Origin of the sequence: Bacillus capparidis, from assembly GCF_017832095.1 — a bacterium.
GTDB lineage: Bacteria > Bacillota > Bacilli > Bacillales > Bacillaceae > Bacillus > Bacillus gobiensis.
This window is the reverse complement of sequence record NZ_JAFDST010000005.1, coordinates 164,978-183,105: the sequence shown is the minus strand read 5'-3', so window position 1 is coordinate 183,105 and position 18,128 is coordinate 164,978. Positions and strand designations below refer to the sequence as shown.

The following is an 18,128-nucleotide window of genomic DNA, read 5'->3' as shown; positions in this document are numbered from 1 at the left end:
AGAAGGCTTTTTTAGGCCTTCTTGTTTTTTCCGTGTTAAAGAACGGTTAAAAGTGCAAGTCAAGCTTTGAGAAATAACTGGATGAAACTGCACTTTACATTCAGAAATCACAGAAGTGGTTTCTTTTTTTGCGTAAGAAGCTTCCAAAAATATCATTTGTCGAATTGTGAAGGTTTCGTTAAAATAAAGATAAATAGTGAATTATAGATAGAAAATGGATGTTGGGGAAATTTGAAGCTGGAGGAACAAAATGAGTAAAAACATTTTAGTCGTTGATGATGAAGAATCAATTCTGACTCTTCTTCAATATAACCTAAATCAGTCTGGATATGATGTCCAGACAGCAATGGATGGGGAAGAAGCCCTTCAAAAAGCTGTCGAGCATCATCCGGATCTCATCGTTTTGGATCTCATGCTGCCAAAATTGGATGGTATTGAGGTCTGTAAGCAGCTTAGACAGCAGAAACTGATGATTCCTATTCTCATGTTAACTGCAAAAGACGATGAATTTGATAAAGTGCTTGGCCTTGAACTCGGGGCAGATGATTACATGACAAAACCGTTCAGCCCAAGAGAAGTGGTTGCAAGGGTAAAGGCGATATTAAGGAGGTCTCAGACTGCTTCTTTTCTTCCGGAAAATGATGTGGATGAAGATGTAGAACAAGTGAGAATCGGTGATCTGAGAATACTTCCTGAGCATTATGAAGCCTACTTTTTGTCAGAGCAGCTTGAATTGACACCAAAAGAGTTCGAGCTTTTACTTTACCTTTCACGCCATAAAGGAAGAGTGCTAACGAGAGACCAGCTCTTAAGCGCAGTTTGGAATTACGACTTCGCAGGCGACACGAGAATTGTCGATGTGCATATCAGCCATCTGCGTGAAAAAATAGAAAGAAACACTAAGAAACCGATCTATATAAAAACAATCAGGGGTCTTGGATATAAACTCGAGGAGCCGAAAGCGAATGAATAATTTTCGTTTACGGCTTTTTCTTGCTTTGTTTACTTTGGTTATCGCAGTCTTTATTGCCCTTGGGCTGATATTGGATCTGCTTTTTAACCGATTTTATGAAGAAAAAGCAAACGATCAAATCCGGCATGAAGCAGGGCTTGTTGAATCCTTGCTGGATACAGAAAATCTCAAGTCTGCAGAAAACGAAGATCTCTTAAAAAAAGCAGTTCAGCATTTACAGGGGCAGGCCATGCTTCTGGATGAAAGCGGGAATGTAATTTTTGAGAGCGGACACAATGGAAATCATGATAAAACCATCATAAAAGAAATGCTCGAGCATGAACGTGAATTACCTGGATTTCAAGTGGAAGATTGGGATTCCCGGTTTCTGCATTATGCTGTACCCTTCGATGCGGCAAACGGAGAACAAGGTTATCTGCTGCTCAGCAGTCCTGCATACTCAATGCAAGAGATGGAACGGCAAATGTGGTGGGCGCTGGCAGGGGGATTAGGTGTTGCTTTGTTAATTCTGCTCTTTACAGGTCTGAAAATCACGTCCAGGTATACGACGCCGATCGAATCAGCCACGAAGGTTGCCATGGAGCTTGCTAGAGGAAATTATGATGCAAGAACCTATGAAGAGCATATGAATGAAACGAGCATGCTGAGCCAATCGATTAATATTTTAGCTAGAAATTTACAGGACATGACCCGTGCCCAGCAAATGCAGCAAGACCGATTGCAAACCTTAATCGAGAATATGGGATCCGGACTGATTCTTATCGATGGAAGAGGCTATATTAATTTAGTCAACCGGGCATTTAAGGAGCAATTCCAAATTCAGCCGGAAACATTTTTATATCATTTGTATTATGAGGCCTTTCAGCATGAAGAAGTCATCCATCTGGTAGAAGAAATCTTTATGACGGAATCGAAAGCAAAAAGGCTGATTCATCTTCCGTTTCGCATAGAAAGGCGCTATTTTGAAGTGGAAGGTGCTCCAATTACCGGAAACAATGAGGAATGGAAGGGAATCGTTCTTGTTTTTCATGACATTACAGAAATGAGCAAGCTTGAGCAAATGAGGAAAGATTTTGTTGCCAACGTTTCCCACGAATTAAAAACCCCGATCACATCGATTAAAGGATTCTCGGAAACCTTGCTGGACGGCGCAATGAAGGATGAAAAAACTCTTTCTCATTTTCTTTCAATTATTCTAAAAGAAAGCGACCGTCTGGAATCATTAATCCACGATCTGCTAGAGCTATCAAAATTAGAAAAGCAAGACTTTCATTTGGTTGCTGAAACATGTGACATTAAAGAAATTATTAATGATGTTGCCAATATCCTCTCTTATCGTGCTGAAGAAAAAGGAATTGATATTGTGCTCGAATTGCCTGAGGAGCAAGTGGAGGTAGAAGGAGATCCACACCGCTTAAAGCAAGTTTTTATAAACCTAATGAGCAATGCTGTTGCCTATACATCTGAGAAAGGCTCAGTCAATGTTACGTTAAAACAATTGAAGGATAAGGTCATTGCACAGGTGGCAGACACAGGCATCGGAATAAAAAAAGAACATATCCCAAGAATTTTTGAAAGGTTTTACAGAGTGGATCGCGCAAGAAGTCGCAATTCAGGCGGTACCGGACTTGGGCTTGCCATCGTAAAGCATATCATTGAAATTCACGGAGGCAGAATTGACGTCGAAAGTGAATTAGGAAAAGGCACGATTTTTACGATTGAATTAAATCGAAATCTCTAAGTTTACAAATTGTTAACATTCTTTTCACGGTGAATTAATGAAGGGCTGGTAAGATTATCTTCGAAAACCCCTTCATCCAAGGAGCCATTTTTAGGACGAGAACCTACGTGTTCTCGTCCCTTTTTTCGTTTTTCCCTTCATTTTTCTTTCCTTATGAACTTTGTTAAAATAAAGTGAAACTTCAATCAGCCCCCACCTAGGATTGCTCGTTTACACTCAAAACCTTGAGGTGGGGGTCTTACTGCCCGTTAATACGGGATAAAAGATACGATTAGGGCTTTTTAGGAGGAGAATTGAATGACAGAACAAAAAAAGCTTCTGCTTGTGGACGGCAATAGTTTGGCATACCGCGCCTTTTTTGCGTTGCCGCTTCTAAATAATGAAAAAGGCATCCATACAAATGCTGTGTACGGTTTTACAATGATATTGACGAAAATGCTTGAGGAAGAAAAACCGTCTCATATGCTCGTCGCATTTGATGCGGGCAAAACAACGTTTAGACATAAGACTTTTAAAGAATACAAAGGCGGCCGCCAAAAAACTCCTCCAGAGCTATCTGAACAGATGCCCTTTATAAGAGAGCTGCTAAATGCGTATCAGGTGAAAACGTACGAGCTTGAAAATTTTGAAGCTGATGACATCATTGGTACGCTTGCAAAGTCAGCGGAGAAAGAGGGATATACCGTTAAAATCGTGTCAGGCGACAAGGATTTGACTCAGCTCTCCTCTGAACATACAACCGTTGCCATTACGAAAAAAGGCATTACCGAAGTAGAAAATTATACTCCTGCCCACGTGAAAGAAAAGTACGGGCTTGAGCCGAAACAAATAATTGATATGAAAGGCCTTATGGGAGATTCCTCAGATAATATTCCGGGTGTTCCAGGTGTCGGTGAGAAAACGGCAATTAAGCTGCTGAAACAATTTGATACTGTAGAGAAGCTGCTGGAATCCATTTCCGAAGTATCCGGGAATAAGCTGAAAGAAAAGCTTGAGGAATTTAAAGACCAGGCTGTTATGAGCAAAGAGCTTGCGACCATTACAACAGAAGCCCCGATTGAAGTGGGGGTTGCTGAGCTTACCTATGCCGGACCTGTGATGGACAAGGTAGTTGGCTTATATAAAGAACTGGGCTTTAATACCCTTCTTGAAAAACTCGGTGAAGGAGAGTCTGCTGGTGAAGAAGAAGAGCTGGAGGAAATTCAGGTTGAAATTTGCAGCGAAGTAAAAGAAGATATACTCTTATCTCCTTCGTCACTCGTCGTTGAACAAATGAGTGAACATTACCATGATGAGCCGATTGTTGGTTTCTCGATTGTGAATGATTCTGGTGCCTTTTTCATACCTTCTGAAGCAGGTTTAGCTTCAGAAGCATTTAAAGCATGGCTTGAAGATGAATCGAAGAAGAAATGGATCTTTGACAGCAAGAAGGCTCAAGTCGCTCTTAAATGGCAGGGAGTCCATTTAAAAGGCGCTGAATTCGATGTGCTTCTCGCCGCGTATCTATTAAATCCGGCAAGCTCGTATGAGGATGTTGCCAGTGTCGCAAAAGAGAAAGGGATCCAACTCGTTTCTTCCGATGAAACGGTCTACGGAAAAGGAGCAAAAAGAGCATGTCCAGAAGAGAATTCTCTTGCTGACCACCTTGCTAGAAAAGGGATGGCGATTACCAGGCTGTATGATCGTTTGCTGGACGACCTGAAAAAAAATGAACAGCTGGAGCTTTACGAGGATCTAGAGCTGCCTTTGTCTGTTATCCTTGGAGAGATGGAGAGCGAAGGGGTACAGGTGGACATCGACCGTCTAAAAAACATGGGAGCCGAGTTATCGGCCAAGCTGAAGGAAGTCGAAGAAAAAATCCATGAACTCGCAGGAGAACCGTTTAATGTCAATTCTCCGAAACAGCTTGGTGTCATATTGTTTGATAAGCTTCAGCTGCCTGTCATAAAAAAGACGAAAACGGGCTATTCTACTTCAGCGGATGTGCTGGAAAAGCTGGCTGACCAACACGAAATTGTCCAGTATCTCTTGCATTACCGGCAAATCGGCAAGCTTCATTCTACATACGTTGAGGGATTGTTAAAGGTCATTAAACAGGATACGCACCGAGTTCATACCCGCTTTAATCAGGCGCTTACCCAAACCGGCAGATTAAGCTCTATTGACCCTAATCTGCAAAACATCCCAATTCGCTTAGAAGAAGGGCGTAAAATCCGTCAAGCTTTTATTCCTTCAAAAAAGGACTGGCTGATTTTTGCTGCTGATTATTCTCAAATCGAATTACGGGTTCTCGCCCACATATCAAAGGATGAAAATTTGATAGAGGCCTTTACAAATGATATGGATATTCATACAAAAACGGCAATGGATGTGTTTCATGTCGAAGCTGATGAAGTTACAGCGAATATGAGAAGACAGGCAAAAGCGGTGAACTTCGGCATCGTGTACGGCATCAGTGACTATGGCCTGTCACAAAGCCTTGGTATTACCCGTAAAGCGGCAGGAGAATTTATTACCCGCTATTTGGAAAGCTTTAAAGGCGTAAAAGAGTATATGGATGAATCGATTCAGGAAGCGAAGCAAAAAGGATTTGTAACCACCTTACTTCAAAGAAGGCGTTATATCCCGGAAATCACCAGCCGGAATTTTAATCTGAGAGGCTTTGCCGAACGGACGGCGATGAATACCCCGATTCAAGGAAGCGCAGCGGATATCATAAAAAAAGCTATGATTGATATGGCAGAAGCACTAAAAAAAGAAAAGCTTGAATCAAAGCTATTGCTGCAGGTCCATGATGAATTAATATTTGAAGCACCAAAAGAAGAAATACACATATTAGAAAAGCTCGTTCCGGAAGTCATGGAAAATGCATTGAAATTGGATGTACCTTTAAAGGTGGATTATTCTCATGGACCTTCTTGGTATGATGCTAAGTAAAGTGAGGAAGTGGAAGAAATGCCGGAGTTGCCCGAGGTTGAAACGGTCCGACGCACGCTCGAAGAACTGATCATTGGCAAAGAAATTAGTGAAGTTGAAATCAGATGGCACAAAATAATTAAAAAGCCGGCAGAGCCAGAAGCCTTTGCAAGAGCTCTAGTCGGTGAAACGATTCATTCTGTTGGCAGAAGAGGCAAGTTTCTTTTGCTGAGGCTGGATCATTATGTACTCGTCTCTCACCTCCGGATGGAAGGGCGCTATGGATTGTATAAGCAAAGTGATGAGTATGATCCTCACGTCCACGTGATTTTTCGCTTTGGAGACGGGACTGAATTACGGTACCGCGACGTCAGGAAGTTTGGAACGATGCATTTGTTTTCGCCTGGAGAGGAAACAAAGGAGCTTCCTCTGTCACAGCTTGGTCCAGAACCATTTTCTGATAGGTTCACGCCTGCTTATTTAGAAGAAAAACTAAAAAAAACGGCGCGCTCAATTAAAAATGCTTTGCTTGATCAGACAATTATCGTCGGGCTGGGAAATATATATGTCGATGAAACGCTATTTCGGGCAGGCATTCATCCTGAGACGATTGCGAATCGTTTGTCTCCCATGCAGATCGAAAAATTGCACCGGGAAATCTATTTGACATTAAAAGAAGCGGTTGATGCCGGCGGCAGCACCATTCGCTCGTATGTAAATTCCGAAGGGAAAGAAGGAGCATTTCAGCTTCAGCTCTTTGTGTATGGCAGAAAAGAGGAGCCGTGCAAAACGTGCGGATCTCCAATTAGCAAAATAGTAGTCGGAGGCAGAGGAACCCACTTTTGTGCAAGCTGCCAAAAGCGCTAAACATGGTGCGCGAGGCGAATCATTTATTCAAGCTGTTAAAGCATATGATTTAGAATGTTCAACACACAGATGTTCATTCGTTTTGCTTTAGCAGAAAGGAAGAGTTGAATATGACGTCGTTTGCATCGCTGCTTCTGCTTGCATTTGCCGTTAGCTTAGACAGCTTCTCTGTAGGTTTTACTTATGGGTTGAGAAAAATGAGAATTCCTCTTAAGGCGGTTTTTGTCATTGCCTGCTGCTCGGGATTCATCTTGCTTTTTTCCATGTTTGCAGGGCATTTTCTTACTCAACTGCTGCCTGATCAAGTAACGGAAAAATTCGGAGGAATCATTCTTCTTGTGATGGGAAGCTGGGTAATGTATCAATTTTTCCGGCCAGAAAAAGAACAGGAAACGCTGATTAATGAAAAAACTTTGATGAATCTTGAATTGAAATCGTTAGGAATTGTCATTCATATTCTCCGGAAACCGACCAGTGCGGACATTGATCGTTCTGGTACGATCAATGGTGCAGAGTCTTTTCTTTTAGGTTTGGCTCTTTCAATAGATGCTCTAGGCGCGGGTATCGGGGCATCTATGCTCGGATTTTCTCCGCTGGATATGAGTTTGTCCGTGGCAATCATGAGCTCAAGTTTTCTTCTTGCCGGCATAAAGGCTGGACATGTTTTTTCAAAATGGAGCTGGATGGATAAATTGGCTTGGGTTCCGGGCTTTCTTTTAATTATTATCGGGTTATGGAAGCTTTAAAAGGATGTGAGAAATTTTTGACTATCGTAATAGGTCTGACCGGAGGGATCGCAACTGGAAAGAGTACGGTTGCGGACATGATGAAAAAGGAACAAATTCCGGTAATTGATGCCGATATTCTGGCAAGGGAAGCAGTTGCTAAAGAGAAGCCAGCTTTTAAAAAGATAATTGAAGCATTTGGAAAAGACATTTTAATGGAAAGCGGCGAGTTGAATCGTGTAAAGCTTGGATCGATCGTATTTGCTGATGAACAAAAGAGACAGTTATTAAATCAAATCATCCATCCAGAGGTCAGGAAAGAAATGGTTAATCAACGGGATGATCTCATACAGAGCGGACACAAGCTTGTGGTTTTAGATATTCCTCTGCTTTTTGAAAGCGGCTTGGAGCATTTTGTTGATTATATTTTGGTTGTGTCGGCGTCAGAAGAACTTCAGCTGGATCGTCTCATGAAACGCAATCATTTGTCTGAAGAGCAGGCTAGAAACAGGATAAATGCCCAGCTTCCTCTTGAAGAAAAAAAGAAAAAAGCGGATGCTGTCATTGACAATTCTGGAGAAATAAGCGAAACGAAAGCCCAGCTTTATCGCATATTAAATAAGCTTACGGCGAATTAGAAGAGCACAGATTGCGTGCTCTTTTTTTTATAAAAAACGATGGCAGGTGGATTTTAATGTGTTATACTAATTTGTGAATAATGTGTAAAAAGTATAACATATTAAACGAGGGGGACTAGGAGTGGGTAAGACAAGAGTGGCAATAAACGGATTTGGACGGATCGGCAGAATGGTTTTCAGAAAAGCAATGCTTGATGACAAGCTGCATGTTGTTGCAATTAATGCAAGTTATCCACCTGAAACATTGGCCCATTTAATAAAGTATGACACAAATCACGGAGTATACGGTGCAAATGTGCAGGTTGATGGTGACAGCCTGATAGTGAACAGAAAAAAAGTTTTTTTACTGAATCACAGAGATCCAAAGCAGCTTCCTTGGATGGAGATGGGGATCGATATTGTGATTGAGGCTACAGGGAAATTTAATGAGAAAAAAATGGCACAAGGGCATATAACAGCAGGGGCGAAAAAAGTAATATTAACAGCTCCGGGGAAGAATGAAGATATTACCATTGTGATGGGTGTCAATGAGAAGCAATTTGATCCGGATAAGCATGCGATCATCTCAAATGCATCATGCACTACGAACTGCCTTGCTCCAGTTGTCAAAGTTCTTGACGATTCATTTGGAATTGAGAATGGTTTAATGACTACTGTTCATGCATACACAAATGATCAAAATGCAATTGATAACCCTCACAAAGACCTAAGAAGGGCAAGATCCTGCGGACAATCAATTATTCCTACTACAACCGGTGCAGCAAAAGCTCTTTCAGAAGTCCTTCCCCATTTAAAGGGAAAGCTGCATGGGCTCGCTCTGCGAGTACCGACCCCGAATGTTTCTTTAGTCGATTTAGTAGTAGATGTAAGAACAAATGTATGCGCTGAGGAAATAAATTTTGCTTTTGAGAATGCATCAAAAGGTTCATTTTATGGAATATTGGGAACTACATATGAGCCTCTGGTTTCAATTGATTTCAATTCAAATCCGCATTCCGCTGTGGTCGACTGCTTAACGACAATGGTCATGGAAAAACGCAAGGTGAAGGTCTTGGCATGGTATGATAATGAATGGGGATATTCCTGCAGAGTTGTGGAGCTTGCTACTTTCGTCTCATCCAAAATGAAACAAATGTCAGTGGTTTAACCCGCACGAAGTCATGGGTAAAACTTAATTATGCTTTTCTCCCCTGGACAAAACTTTTGTTGCAAAAATATCACAAACAAAGTATACTATTTTTCGTGATCTTCTCGTTCGCAATTGAATCGTCAATACTTAAAGGGTTAGGACCTCTTAGGACTAACTTTCCCCCGTGGTATTATTTGCGGTCTATTGCTTGGAACTTCACTTCTTTAAATTTTTGTTAAGGGGGGGTCCATGACTATGGAAACAATGGGGCGTCACGTGATCTCGGAATTATGGGGTTGCGATTTTGACAAGCTTAATGACATGGATTTTATTGAAAAAACGTTTGTAAATGCCGCTTTAAAATCAGGGGCTGAGGTTCGCGAGGTTGCATTTCATAAATTTGCGCCTCAAGGAGTAAGCGGAGTTGTTATTATTTCTGAGTCACATCTTACGATTCACAGCTTTCCAGAACACGGTTATGCCAGCATCGATGTTTATACGTGTGGTGATCTTGACCCGAATATTGCGGCTGATTATATTGCTGAAGCGCTAGATGCAGAAACAAGGGAAAACATAGAAATCCCTAGAGGAATGGGGCCTGTTCAAATCAAACAAGCCCGTGTAAACGCGCTATAAAAGGGTTTGATCCCGTTCACATGCAAGAAAATCAAGAAGAACGCAGGAAGAAGGAGCTGGAACCAAGAGCATAAAATGCTTTTGATGTGCCCGGCTCTTTTTTATTTTGTGTACGATATTCCCTTTTTTTCTCCGCTTTTTCTTTTGCGGATTTTTTTGTAAAATAGAAATAGAATGAAAAAGGGGAAAAATACGATGAGTGTAATGAGGTCTATTCAAAGCTTTTTTACAACGAATACGGAAACATCAGACGAGCATTGGGACGAAAGGTTAAAGAGCAGATATTACAAATCGAATGCGAAAAAAACATTGCAGGAGGTTGTTGAAGTATTAAACGCCTTCGAGGGGATTTCAATCACTTCTGTAAGTGAAGACAGAGGGGAGATCAGTGCATCCATCCACAAACCGCGGAAAGGATTCCTGGTGGCTACAGTAGTCTCTGTGCGCCCGTTTGAAACTGCAGTTGATTTTAATGTTTTGACAGAAACCAGCCTTCCCAGTGACTTTGGCAACAGCAAGCGGGTCGTGTACAACTTGTATGAGAGGATAGATCAAAAATTATCCAAATCACAAACCGGTAAAATGTAAAAAAATGAATCGCGATAGTCAGGAGTTGATGTTATGAAGTGCCCTTCCTGTCAACATCAAGGGACAAGGGTGTTGGACTCTCGTCCAGTTGACGAAGGAAAATCTATTCGAAGACGGCGCGAGTGTGAGCAATGCCACTTTCGATTTACGACATTTGAAAAGGTGGAAGAAATTCCATTGATTGTTGTAAAAAAAGAAGGTGTTCGTGAGGAATTCAGCCGTGATAAAATCTTGCGGGGGCTTATTAAGGCTTGTGAAAAAAGGCATGTTGCCTTAACCCAGCTTGAAGATATATGCAATGACATCGAACGTGAGCTGAGGAGCCAGGGAGTGTCGGAGGTTAAGAGCGAGCTGATCGGAGAAATGGTCATGGACAGGCTGGCAAAAGTAGATGAGGTCGCATATGTAAGATTCGCGTCCGTTTATCGCCAATTCAAGGATATTAATGTATTTATTGATGAACTGAAAGACTTAATTAAAAAAGAGCAATAAACTGCAAAAATAAAAGCTTGAAGACATTCCTTCAGGCTTTTTTAAGTTCGTCAGTTTTCATGTCCAGGCAAAACAGTGTAAAATAGAAAGAAGCAACAAAATCGGAAGGTTGACATTGTATGGGAACACATTGGAAAGACATACTGCCTATCGATCCTTATATTGTGAAAAGTAATTCACTACTGCAGGATGCAGATAGACAAATTTTAACATTGCTATATCAGCCGTTAATCGGTCCGATCGCATTCAGCTTATATATGACGATGTGGGGTGAGCTTGAACAGCATAGTATTTGGGCAAAAACGGCAACTCACAAGCACCTTATGGCTATGATGCAGACGAATTTGCATGTTATCTATGAAGAACGGGCAAAGCTAGAGGGAATAGGGCTTCTAAAAACATATTTGGAGGAATCCGCTGAGGAAAAGCTGTTTATTTACGAGTTGCAGGCTCCTCTCAGACCAGTTGATTTCTTTGAAGACGGTATGCTTAACGTTTTTCTTTACAATCGAATAGGAAAAGAAAAATTTCAACAGCTGAAAAAACGGTATTCCCACCCTGCTGTATCGGAAAACGCAGTCAATGTTACAAAACCGTTCAGCGAGGTTTTCTCCTCTGTACAGCCAAGTGAATGGAAGGTGTCTGATGATGTGTTTGATTCGTTGGCGCCTGATGTAGGGGACGAGTTTTTAAAGATTGGAAAAAGCCAATCGATTACAATATCGAAAGACACGTTTGATTTTGAGTTATTTGAGGCAGGTCTTTCTGATACGCTGATTCCGAAACAAGCACTTACGAGATCTGTTAAGGAACTGATTGTTAAACTTTCCTTTTTATATGGAATCGACCCGATGCAAATGCAAAAAGTTGTCATGAGCGCGATTGGCGAAGAGGATAGAATCGAGCCTGAGGCTTTACGTAAGTCAGCTAGTGAATGGTATCAGCTGGAACGTGGACAAGTATTGCCTAATCTTGTTGAAAGGACTCAGCCGTTCCATTTAAGAGACTCTGAAAATGCAAATAGTGAAATAGATTCATTGGATCAAGAGCTGATTGACCAGTTAAACACTATTTCTCCCAGAAAGCTGCTGAAAGACATTTCAGGAGGGGTCGAACCGACTCAATCTGATTTGAAGCTGATAGAGGAAGTCATGCTGGATCAGAAGCTTGAGCCGGGCGTGACAAATGTATTGATATACTATGTGCTGCTGAAAACAGATATGAGGCTTACACGAAATTATGTGTTAAAAATTGCTTCTCATTGGGCACGAAAGCAAATTAAAACAGTCTCTTCGGCGATGCAGCTTGCTATCGAAGAGAACAGAAAATATTTGGAATGGGCAGAAGGAAGGAAAAAAACAGGAAATACCGGCAAGAAAACGATCCGGGAAGAAAAGCTGCCTGACTGGCTGAAGGATAACAAGAAGCAGGAGCCATCATCTTCTGAATCAGCAGTGATCTCAGATAACTCTGAAGAGGAAAAGAGAAAAATGCTTGAAGCTTTTAAAGGGATCAATGGAGAGTAAAAAAGGAGGTGTTGAATGTTGGAGTCTATAAATCAATCATTAAAGGCAGTAACGGGACGAACTGATTTTAAAGAGCGTATGCGTGAGATGAAGAATAAAGTGTTGGATAATCCGCAGGTGAAGCGGTTTATGGACGAGCACAAGCAGGAAATCAATGAGGAAATGATTGAACGAAGCTTAAATAAGCTTTACGAGTTTGTCCAGCAAAACAAATCTTGTGAAGGCTGCCCGAGCTTGGAGCAATGCGGAAACCTGCTTCAGGGTTTTACCCCGGAGCTGACTTTAAACGGAAAAACAATTGATGTAAGGTATGATGTCTGCCAGACGAAACGTAAGGCGGATAAAGAGGCAAAGCAACAAGCGATGATCAAAAGCATGTACATGCAAAAAGATCTATTAAAGGCAACGACTCGGGATCTTGATGGCACAGATCCAAGTCGTAGGTATGTCTATAAACAGCTTACTGCATTTATTGAGAATTATAAAAAGGATAAAAAAGGGAAAGGGATTTACCTCCACGGGAAATTCGGTGTGGGAAAAACCTTTATTTTAGCAGCAATCGCAAATGAGCTCGCTGATAAAAATTGCTCGTCCATGCTGGTCTATGTTCCGGAATTTACGAGAGAGTTAAAAAACTCTCTCAAGGATCAGACAACTGAAGAAAAGCTGCAAATGGTTAAATCAGCCCCTATTTTAATGCTCGATGATATCGGTGCAGAATCGATGTCCAGCTGGGTTAGGGATGAAGTGTTCGGCACCATTCTTCAGCATCGCATGTCGCAGCAGCTGCCAACCTTTTTTTCCTCCAACTTTACCCCGGACGAATTGGAGCACCATTTTACTTATTCCCAAAGGGGAGAAAAAGAAGGGGTCAAAGCAGCAAGACTCATGGAGAGAATTTTGTACTTGGCACAGCCTGTAAAACTAGATGGCGAAAATCGCCGAAAAAATAATTGAAGCAGCTCCTTTCTTTTAAAGAGGAGCTGTTTTTTTTCAAACAGTGAGGCTTGGTGCAGTTTGGATCCGGCATAAATTTAGGTCTATTTTTTTGTTTGTCCCATATACATGTAACAGATGTTGTTAGGGGGGACAAATATGCTGGAAATTATCTTTGAAAACGATCATGATACCGCAGCGTTTTTACAAAATGTAAATATAGCTGCCGCACAAATCCTGTATCCTGTAGTGATCCATAAAGGAACGAACAAAATAGGCATACAAATTTCTGAGCCTTCTATAAGCATTGAAGAATTCGTGAAGCCTTTAGTGGCGCAATTCATTTTAGAATGCAAGGAAAACGAATGTCTTACAGCCATCATTAAAGGAAATTATTATTTTCTCGACCACGAAGAGCAGCAACAAATTCTTCATTTGGCACACAGCGTAATTGAGGGTGATGTCGTCATTCCCTCTCTTCAAGATAAACCTCCCAGAGAGCGTTATATTCATCAAGAATTAGCACAAATTCCTTTGTCATCAGGCAGCTTTTCCATCCGCTCCTTTATGACGTTTCGTTTAGCGCAATATCATGAACGGCTTAGGGAGTATGTGGAGTCCGCGATAGAGGAATACAAGATGGAGCAGGAATACCAAAACTTCATTCAATCGCTCCGAGATTATGTGCATAAAAACGAACCAAAGCTGGAGAAGGTTCATATCGTCCATGATCACCAATTCGCCATATGGGAACTGAGATATATGTCAGAAAAAGAAAAGAAAAAATACATAGACCGGCAGTTTATAAAAGAACACCCAATGTATATTGATTCCCTGTTGTTAGCGCCTCTTGTCAGCATTGCCCCATTGCAAATTGAGATCTACACGAAGGATATTGAACATGCAATGATACAAACGATTCAAAACATTTTTCAAGAAAGAGTCCGCTTATACAGTCTTAAAGCGTTCAAGGAGCGTACGGTTTTTTTTAAGCAATCAAAAGAACCTTCTTGATTTTCGTGAAAAAACGATTTATAATACGGATACACTTGCATAGAAATGTTTTGATAAGGACACGAGTAATTTGTACACCGATTTGTAGAGAGGGAAGCCATCGGCTGAAAGCTTCCTAATCAGGAGCATGTTTCTTACCACCTTTGAACATCAGCTGTAAACGACTAAGTCTAGTAATGGCTGACGGGAGTTCCCGTTACTGATGAAAAGCTGCAGAGAATGGTTTTAGCTCTGCAGGAAAAAGGGTGGAACCACGATTCCGTTAATCAAGCCTCGTCCCTTTCATAGGGACGGGCTTTTTATTTTGCATAAACGCCTGTTCTCTATTAGGGGACGGGCGTTTTTTTATATAAGAAAAGGAGTGACAAAGATGTCAGATATGGTAAAAATCACATTTCCCGATGGCGCAGAGGGGGAGTTTAAAAAAACCACAACAACAGAGGATATCGCGGCATCAATCAGTCCGGGACTCCGGAAAAAAGCTCTGGCCGGGAAATTAAATGGATCGCTCATTGATTTAAAAACGCCAATTGAAGAAGACGGCGCCATTGAGATCGTTACCGATAAATCGGATGAAGCATTGGAAATTATGAGGCACAGCACCGCTCACTTAATGGCTCAGGCGATTAAACGCTTATATGGGAACGTGAGATTAGGAGTAGGGCCTGTCATTGAAAGTGGCTTTTACTACGATATTGATTTGGAGGAGTCTATCACGCCTGAGGATCTTCCAGCAATCGAAAAAGAAATGAAGAAAATTATTAACGAAAATCTTCCGATTGTACGTGTGGAGGTTTCCCGCGATGAAGCGAAGCGGAGGTTTGCAGAAATCGAAGATCCGTTAAAGCTTGAGCTATTGGATGCCATTCCTGAAGGCGAAAAAGTAACCATCTATGAGCAAGGAGAATTTTTTGACCTTTGCCGCGGCGTTCACGTACCATCAACCGGAAAAATCAAAGAATTTAAACTGCTGAGTCTGGCCGGAGCTTACTGGCGCGGAGACAGCAACAACCAAATGCTGCAAAGAATCTACGGTACAGCCTTCTTCAAGAAGGAAGAATTAAAAGAGCATTTGCGCCTGCTTGAAGAAGCCAAGGAGCGCGACCATAGAAAGCTCGGTAAGGAGCTAAAGCTGTTTGCCAATTCGCAAAAGGTTGGCCAGGGGCTTCCACTTTGGCTGCCGAAGGGTGCAACCATCAGGCGCACGATCGAAAGGTACATCGTAGACAAAGAGGTCACCCTTGGCTATGAGCATGTCTATACTCCGGTTTTGGCCAGCGTAGATCTATACAAAACCTCAGGCCACTGGGACCATTATCAGGATGATATGTTCCCGATCATGGAAATGGACAACGAGGATCTGGTTCTTCGCCCAATGAACTGCCCGCATCATATGATGGTCTATAAAAACGACATACACAGCTATCGTGAGCTGCCGATCCGGATTGCCGAGCTTGGCACGATGCACCGTTATGAAATGTCCGGCGCATTGTCAGGCCTTCAGCGGGTTCGCGGCATGACGCTGAATGATGCCCATATCTTTGTACGTCCTGATCAAATTAAAGATGAGTTTATCCGTACTGTGCATTTGATTGAAGAGGTCTATAAGGACTTTGGATTTGAGAATTATTCCTTCCGTTTGTCTTATCGCGATCCAGAAGACAAAGAAAAGTATTTTGATGATGATGAGATGTGGAATAAAGCCCAGGCGATGTTAAAGGATGCAATGGATGAACTCGGCCATGATTATTTTGAAGCAGACGGAGAAGCTGCGTTCTACGGCCCGAAACTCGACGTTCAGGTTAAAACTGCTCTCGGCAAGGAAGAAACCCTTTCTACCGTGCAGTTGGACTTCCTTTTGCCGGAACGCTTTGATTTAACCTATATCGGTGAAGACGGAAAGCAGCACCGCCCAGTCGTCATTCACAGAGGCGTCGTGTCGACAATGGAACGCTTCGTTGCCTTCTTAATTGAAGAATACAAAGGAGCTCTTCCTACGTGGCTTGCACCGGTACAAGCCGAGATTATTCCTGTATCTCCTAGCGTACACCTTGACTACGCAAAGCAGGTGGAAGCTCGTCTGCAGCGCGAGGGAATGCGCGTTGAGGTTGATTTCCGCGATGAGAAGATCGGCTACAAAATCCGTGAAGCACAAATGCAAAAAATCCCGTATATGCTCGTCGTCGGCGATCAAGAATCAAAAGACGGCGCTGTAAACATCCGGAAATACGGAGAGCAAAAGTCCGAAACTGTTTCGCTGGAAGAGTTTGTTGCAAAGATTTCTGGTGAGTTGAAGAAGTAAGTACATGGTCCTTTTCTTTGGCAGGGACAAAAATGCAGGCCTATCCGAAAGCAGAGGATAGGCCTGTTTTCTTATCTGTTTGTACCCGATTAAACGACTATTTTATTAATCTAATTATAATTGTTCTTCAATGTACTCATTTAATTCCATTAATATATCTTCAAATGATTCATCAAGAAATTCACCGGCAATCTTACTGCCAGGAATGTTTCTTGAAATCGGTAATCCTAAGAAATAACTTTCGCACTCCCATATATTTATGATATGTATATCTAGTAGTTCATTGCTTTCATCAGCTATTCCTATTGAAATGGATGAATGGTATCCAGGCTGAAAGGGGTCGCTTCCCTCTATTTCGATTCCAGCTTCAAAATCTAAATTTTTATTGGTGAAAACAGAATTATACTCACTTACCAATTTTTCTAAATGGGCTTTTAATTGCTCTTCAGTACGATTAATCTTTTCCTTCAAATCTGGAGTGAACTCACTTTGTAAATATTTCATCGATCGGCCTCCGATTGATACTACTCACCTTAAATTCGTTGTCTTATCATTAAATTCCTGTAAAAAAAACATCGAAGGAAGTCTCGATGTTTTTCAAGTGAATTTGTCCACGGTCGGATAAATTAAATAATGGGATGAAATATCGTCATAATGGTCGGATTTATTCAAAAAATGGTCGTTATTTAGCTGCTGCAAATGACTCTGCCGCTACGTAAAGAAAGTAGGAGAGCCCTGTCTGATTTGATTCAATCATTTGACGATGAAAATCATCGGTCAAAAAGAATTTGGTTTGCGCTACGAAATCTTCTGCTTCTATGTTTTGACTATGTTCATTTAAGAAGCGGATGTGTTTACTAATTAAGGAGCGCACTTCTGCGTCATCGTGCGTTACCCCGTTCTTTAATGCATCTGCCATGTGTTCCATAAATTGTTGGGCTTCAATAGCAGATTCATTTAATGAATCAACATCTATGTCTTGATCTTCAATTAAATCGTAACCATAATTTTCTACCAGATGAGTGTTTTGCTCTTGTAATGCCTCTTTCCACTCATTTTCACTTTTAAATCCTTTAAACATATCTGATTTTTTCATTTTTTCTCCTTTCATGGCATGATCAATCGTTTCGTCTATCGTCTGCACCAAGCGCTTGGTTTTTCTGATTTGGGCAAGCAGAAGCTCTTTCTGGTTAGATAAAATCGTTACTCGATCAGATTTGCCATCTAAAATATGTTTTATTTTTTTCAGAGGGAAGTCTAGCTCACGATAAAATAAGATTTGCTGCAATCGTTCCAGTTCTTTTATTCCATAAAAGCGATAGCCGGCATCATTCACTTTGTATGGCAATAAAGTGAACCTTCAATCAGTGGGGGTTTTTGCTTGTCCCCCACTGATTGTTAGGTGAACTAATCGGGCTTTTACGGGCAGTTGATCCCCCCATCTAGACTTCTGAGGATACATGAAATCTCCGAGGTGGGGGTCTTACTGCCCGGTGATGCGGGATTAAAGACCGATTTTGTGATAGTGATAAAGCGTTTTGATCGTTACATTTGCTGCTTCTGAGATTTCTGTTACCGTATAAAGTATTTTCATCACCTCTAATAAAGATCGTAAAGTCTCCTCTTAGGGAGGGGTCAAGAGATT

The 18,128-nt window shown here is 41.5% G+C and carries 16 protein-coding genes and 1 other annotated feature; of the genes, 14 read left to right on the top strand and 2 right to left on the bottom strand.

The features are described from left to right. Nucleotides 1-250: 250 nt before the first annotated feature. The 14 genes from JOC74_RS18475 (at nt 251) to thrS (ending at nt 16,483) form a co-directional block, all read left to right on the top strand. Nucleotides 251-973 carry a response regulator transcription factor gene (locus JOC74_RS18475; RefSeq protein WP_053603775.1) on the top strand — a complete coding sequence of 241 codons (723 nt, stop codon included), beginning with the start codon at nt 251-253 and terminating at the stop codon, nt 971-973. Further along, complete coding sequence (gene pnpS, locus JOC74_RS18470) at nt 966-2,714, top strand: two-component system histidine kinase PnpS (RefSeq protein ID WP_053603774.1); 1,749 nt, start codon at nt 966-968, stop codon at nt 2,712-2,714. The genes JOC74_RS18475 and pnpS overlap by 8 nt, the downstream gene beginning before the upstream one ends. Nucleotides 2,715-3,011: 297 nt before the next feature. Continuing rightward, nucleotides 3,012-5,651, top strand: a complete 2,640-nt coding sequence (gene polA / locus JOC74_RS18465) for a DNA polymerase I (RefSeq protein ID WP_211086249.1) — start codon at nt 3,012-3,014, stop codon at nt 5,649-5,651. 18 nt (nt 5,652-5,669) lie between these two features. Then, nucleotides 5,670-6,497: a DNA-formamidopyrimidine glycosylase gene (gene mutM, locus JOC74_RS18460; protein ID WP_053603772.1), complete on the top strand. Its 828-nt coding sequence runs from the start codon at nt 5,670-5,672 to the stop codon at nt 6,495-6,497. A gap of 110 nt (nt 6,498-6,607) precedes the next feature. Continuing rightward, the gene (ytaF, locus tag JOC74_RS18455; protein WP_053603771.1) at nt 6,608-7,243 is read left to right on the top strand and encodes a sporulation membrane protein YtaF; all 636 of its coding nucleotides are present in this window, start codon (nt 6,608-6,610) and stop codon (nt 7,241-7,243) included. 17 nt (nt 7,244-7,260) lie between these two features. Further along, nucleotides 7,261-7,860 (top strand): dephospho-CoA kinase, encoded by a 600-nt coding sequence (gene coaE / locus JOC74_RS18450; protein ID WP_053606069.1) that lies wholly within the window; start codon nt 7,261-7,263, stop codon nt 7,858-7,860. A gap of 121 nt (nt 7,861-7,981) precedes the next feature. Further along, nucleotides 7,982-9,007: a glyceraldehyde-3-phosphate dehydrogenase gene (locus JOC74_RS18445; protein WP_225970355.1), complete on the top strand. Its 1,026-nt coding sequence runs from the start codon at nt 7,982-7,984 to the stop codon at nt 9,005-9,007. A 237-nt stretch (nt 9,008-9,244) separates the two neighbouring features. Next, nucleotides 9,245-9,625, top strand: a complete 381-nt coding sequence (gene speD / locus JOC74_RS18440) for an adenosylmethionine decarboxylase (RefSeq protein WP_053603770.1) — start codon at nt 9,245-9,247, stop codon at nt 9,623-9,625. 195 nt (nt 9,626-9,820) lie between these two features. After that, nucleotides 9,821-10,213 (top strand): hypothetical protein, encoded by a 393-nt coding sequence (locus tag JOC74_RS18435; RefSeq protein WP_053603769.1) that lies wholly within the window; start codon nt 9,821-9,823, stop codon nt 10,211-10,213. Nucleotides 10,214-10,246: 33 nt separating this feature from the next. Next, nucleotides 10,247-10,705: a transcriptional regulator NrdR gene (gene nrdR, locus JOC74_RS18430; RefSeq protein ID WP_053603768.1), complete on the top strand. Its 459-nt coding sequence runs from the start codon at nt 10,247-10,249 to the stop codon at nt 10,703-10,705. A gap of 119 nt (nt 10,706-10,824) precedes the next feature. Further along, the gene (locus JOC74_RS18425; protein ID WP_053603767.1) at nt 10,825-12,231 is read left to right on the top strand and encodes a replication initiation and membrane attachment family protein; all 1,407 of its coding nucleotides are present in this window, start codon (nt 10,825-10,827) and stop codon (nt 12,229-12,231) included. Nucleotides 12,232-12,249: 18 nt separating this feature from the next. After that, nucleotides 12,250-13,188: a primosomal protein DnaI gene (dnaI, locus tag JOC74_RS18420; protein WP_053606067.1), complete on the top strand. Its 939-nt coding sequence runs from the start codon at nt 12,250-12,252 to the stop codon at nt 13,186-13,188. Between the two features lie 138 nt (nt 13,189-13,326). Beyond that, entirely contained in the window at nt 13,327-14,181 is an 855-nt protein-coding gene (gene ytxC, locus JOC74_RS18415) for a putative sporulation protein YtxC (protein ID WP_053603766.1), read from the top strand. Between the two features lie 41 nt (nt 14,182-14,222). Beyond that, nucleotides 14,223-14,465, top strand: a binding site (T-box leader). A gap of 86 nt (nt 14,466-14,551) precedes the next feature. Next, entirely contained in the window at nt 14,552-16,483 is a 1,932-nt protein-coding gene (thrS, locus tag JOC74_RS18410) for a threonine--tRNA ligase (RefSeq protein ID WP_053603765.1), read from the top strand. A gap of 114 nt (nt 16,484-16,597) precedes the next feature. Here the strand turns inward: thrS and JOC74_RS18405 are convergent, their stop codons facing one another. Further along, the gene (locus tag JOC74_RS18405) at nt 16,598-16,987 is read right to left on the bottom strand and encodes a hypothetical protein (RefSeq protein WP_053603764.1); all 390 of its coding nucleotides are present in this window, start codon (nt 16,985-16,987) and stop codon (nt 16,598-16,600) included. Nucleotides 16,988-17,165: 178 nt separating this feature from the next. After that, the gene (locus JOC74_RS18400) at nt 17,166-17,831 is read right to left on the bottom strand and encodes a MerR family transcriptional regulator (RefSeq protein ID WP_098945229.1); all 666 of its coding nucleotides are present in this window, start codon (nt 17,829-17,831) and stop codon (nt 17,166-17,168) included. Nucleotides 17,832-18,128: the final 297 nt, after the last annotated feature.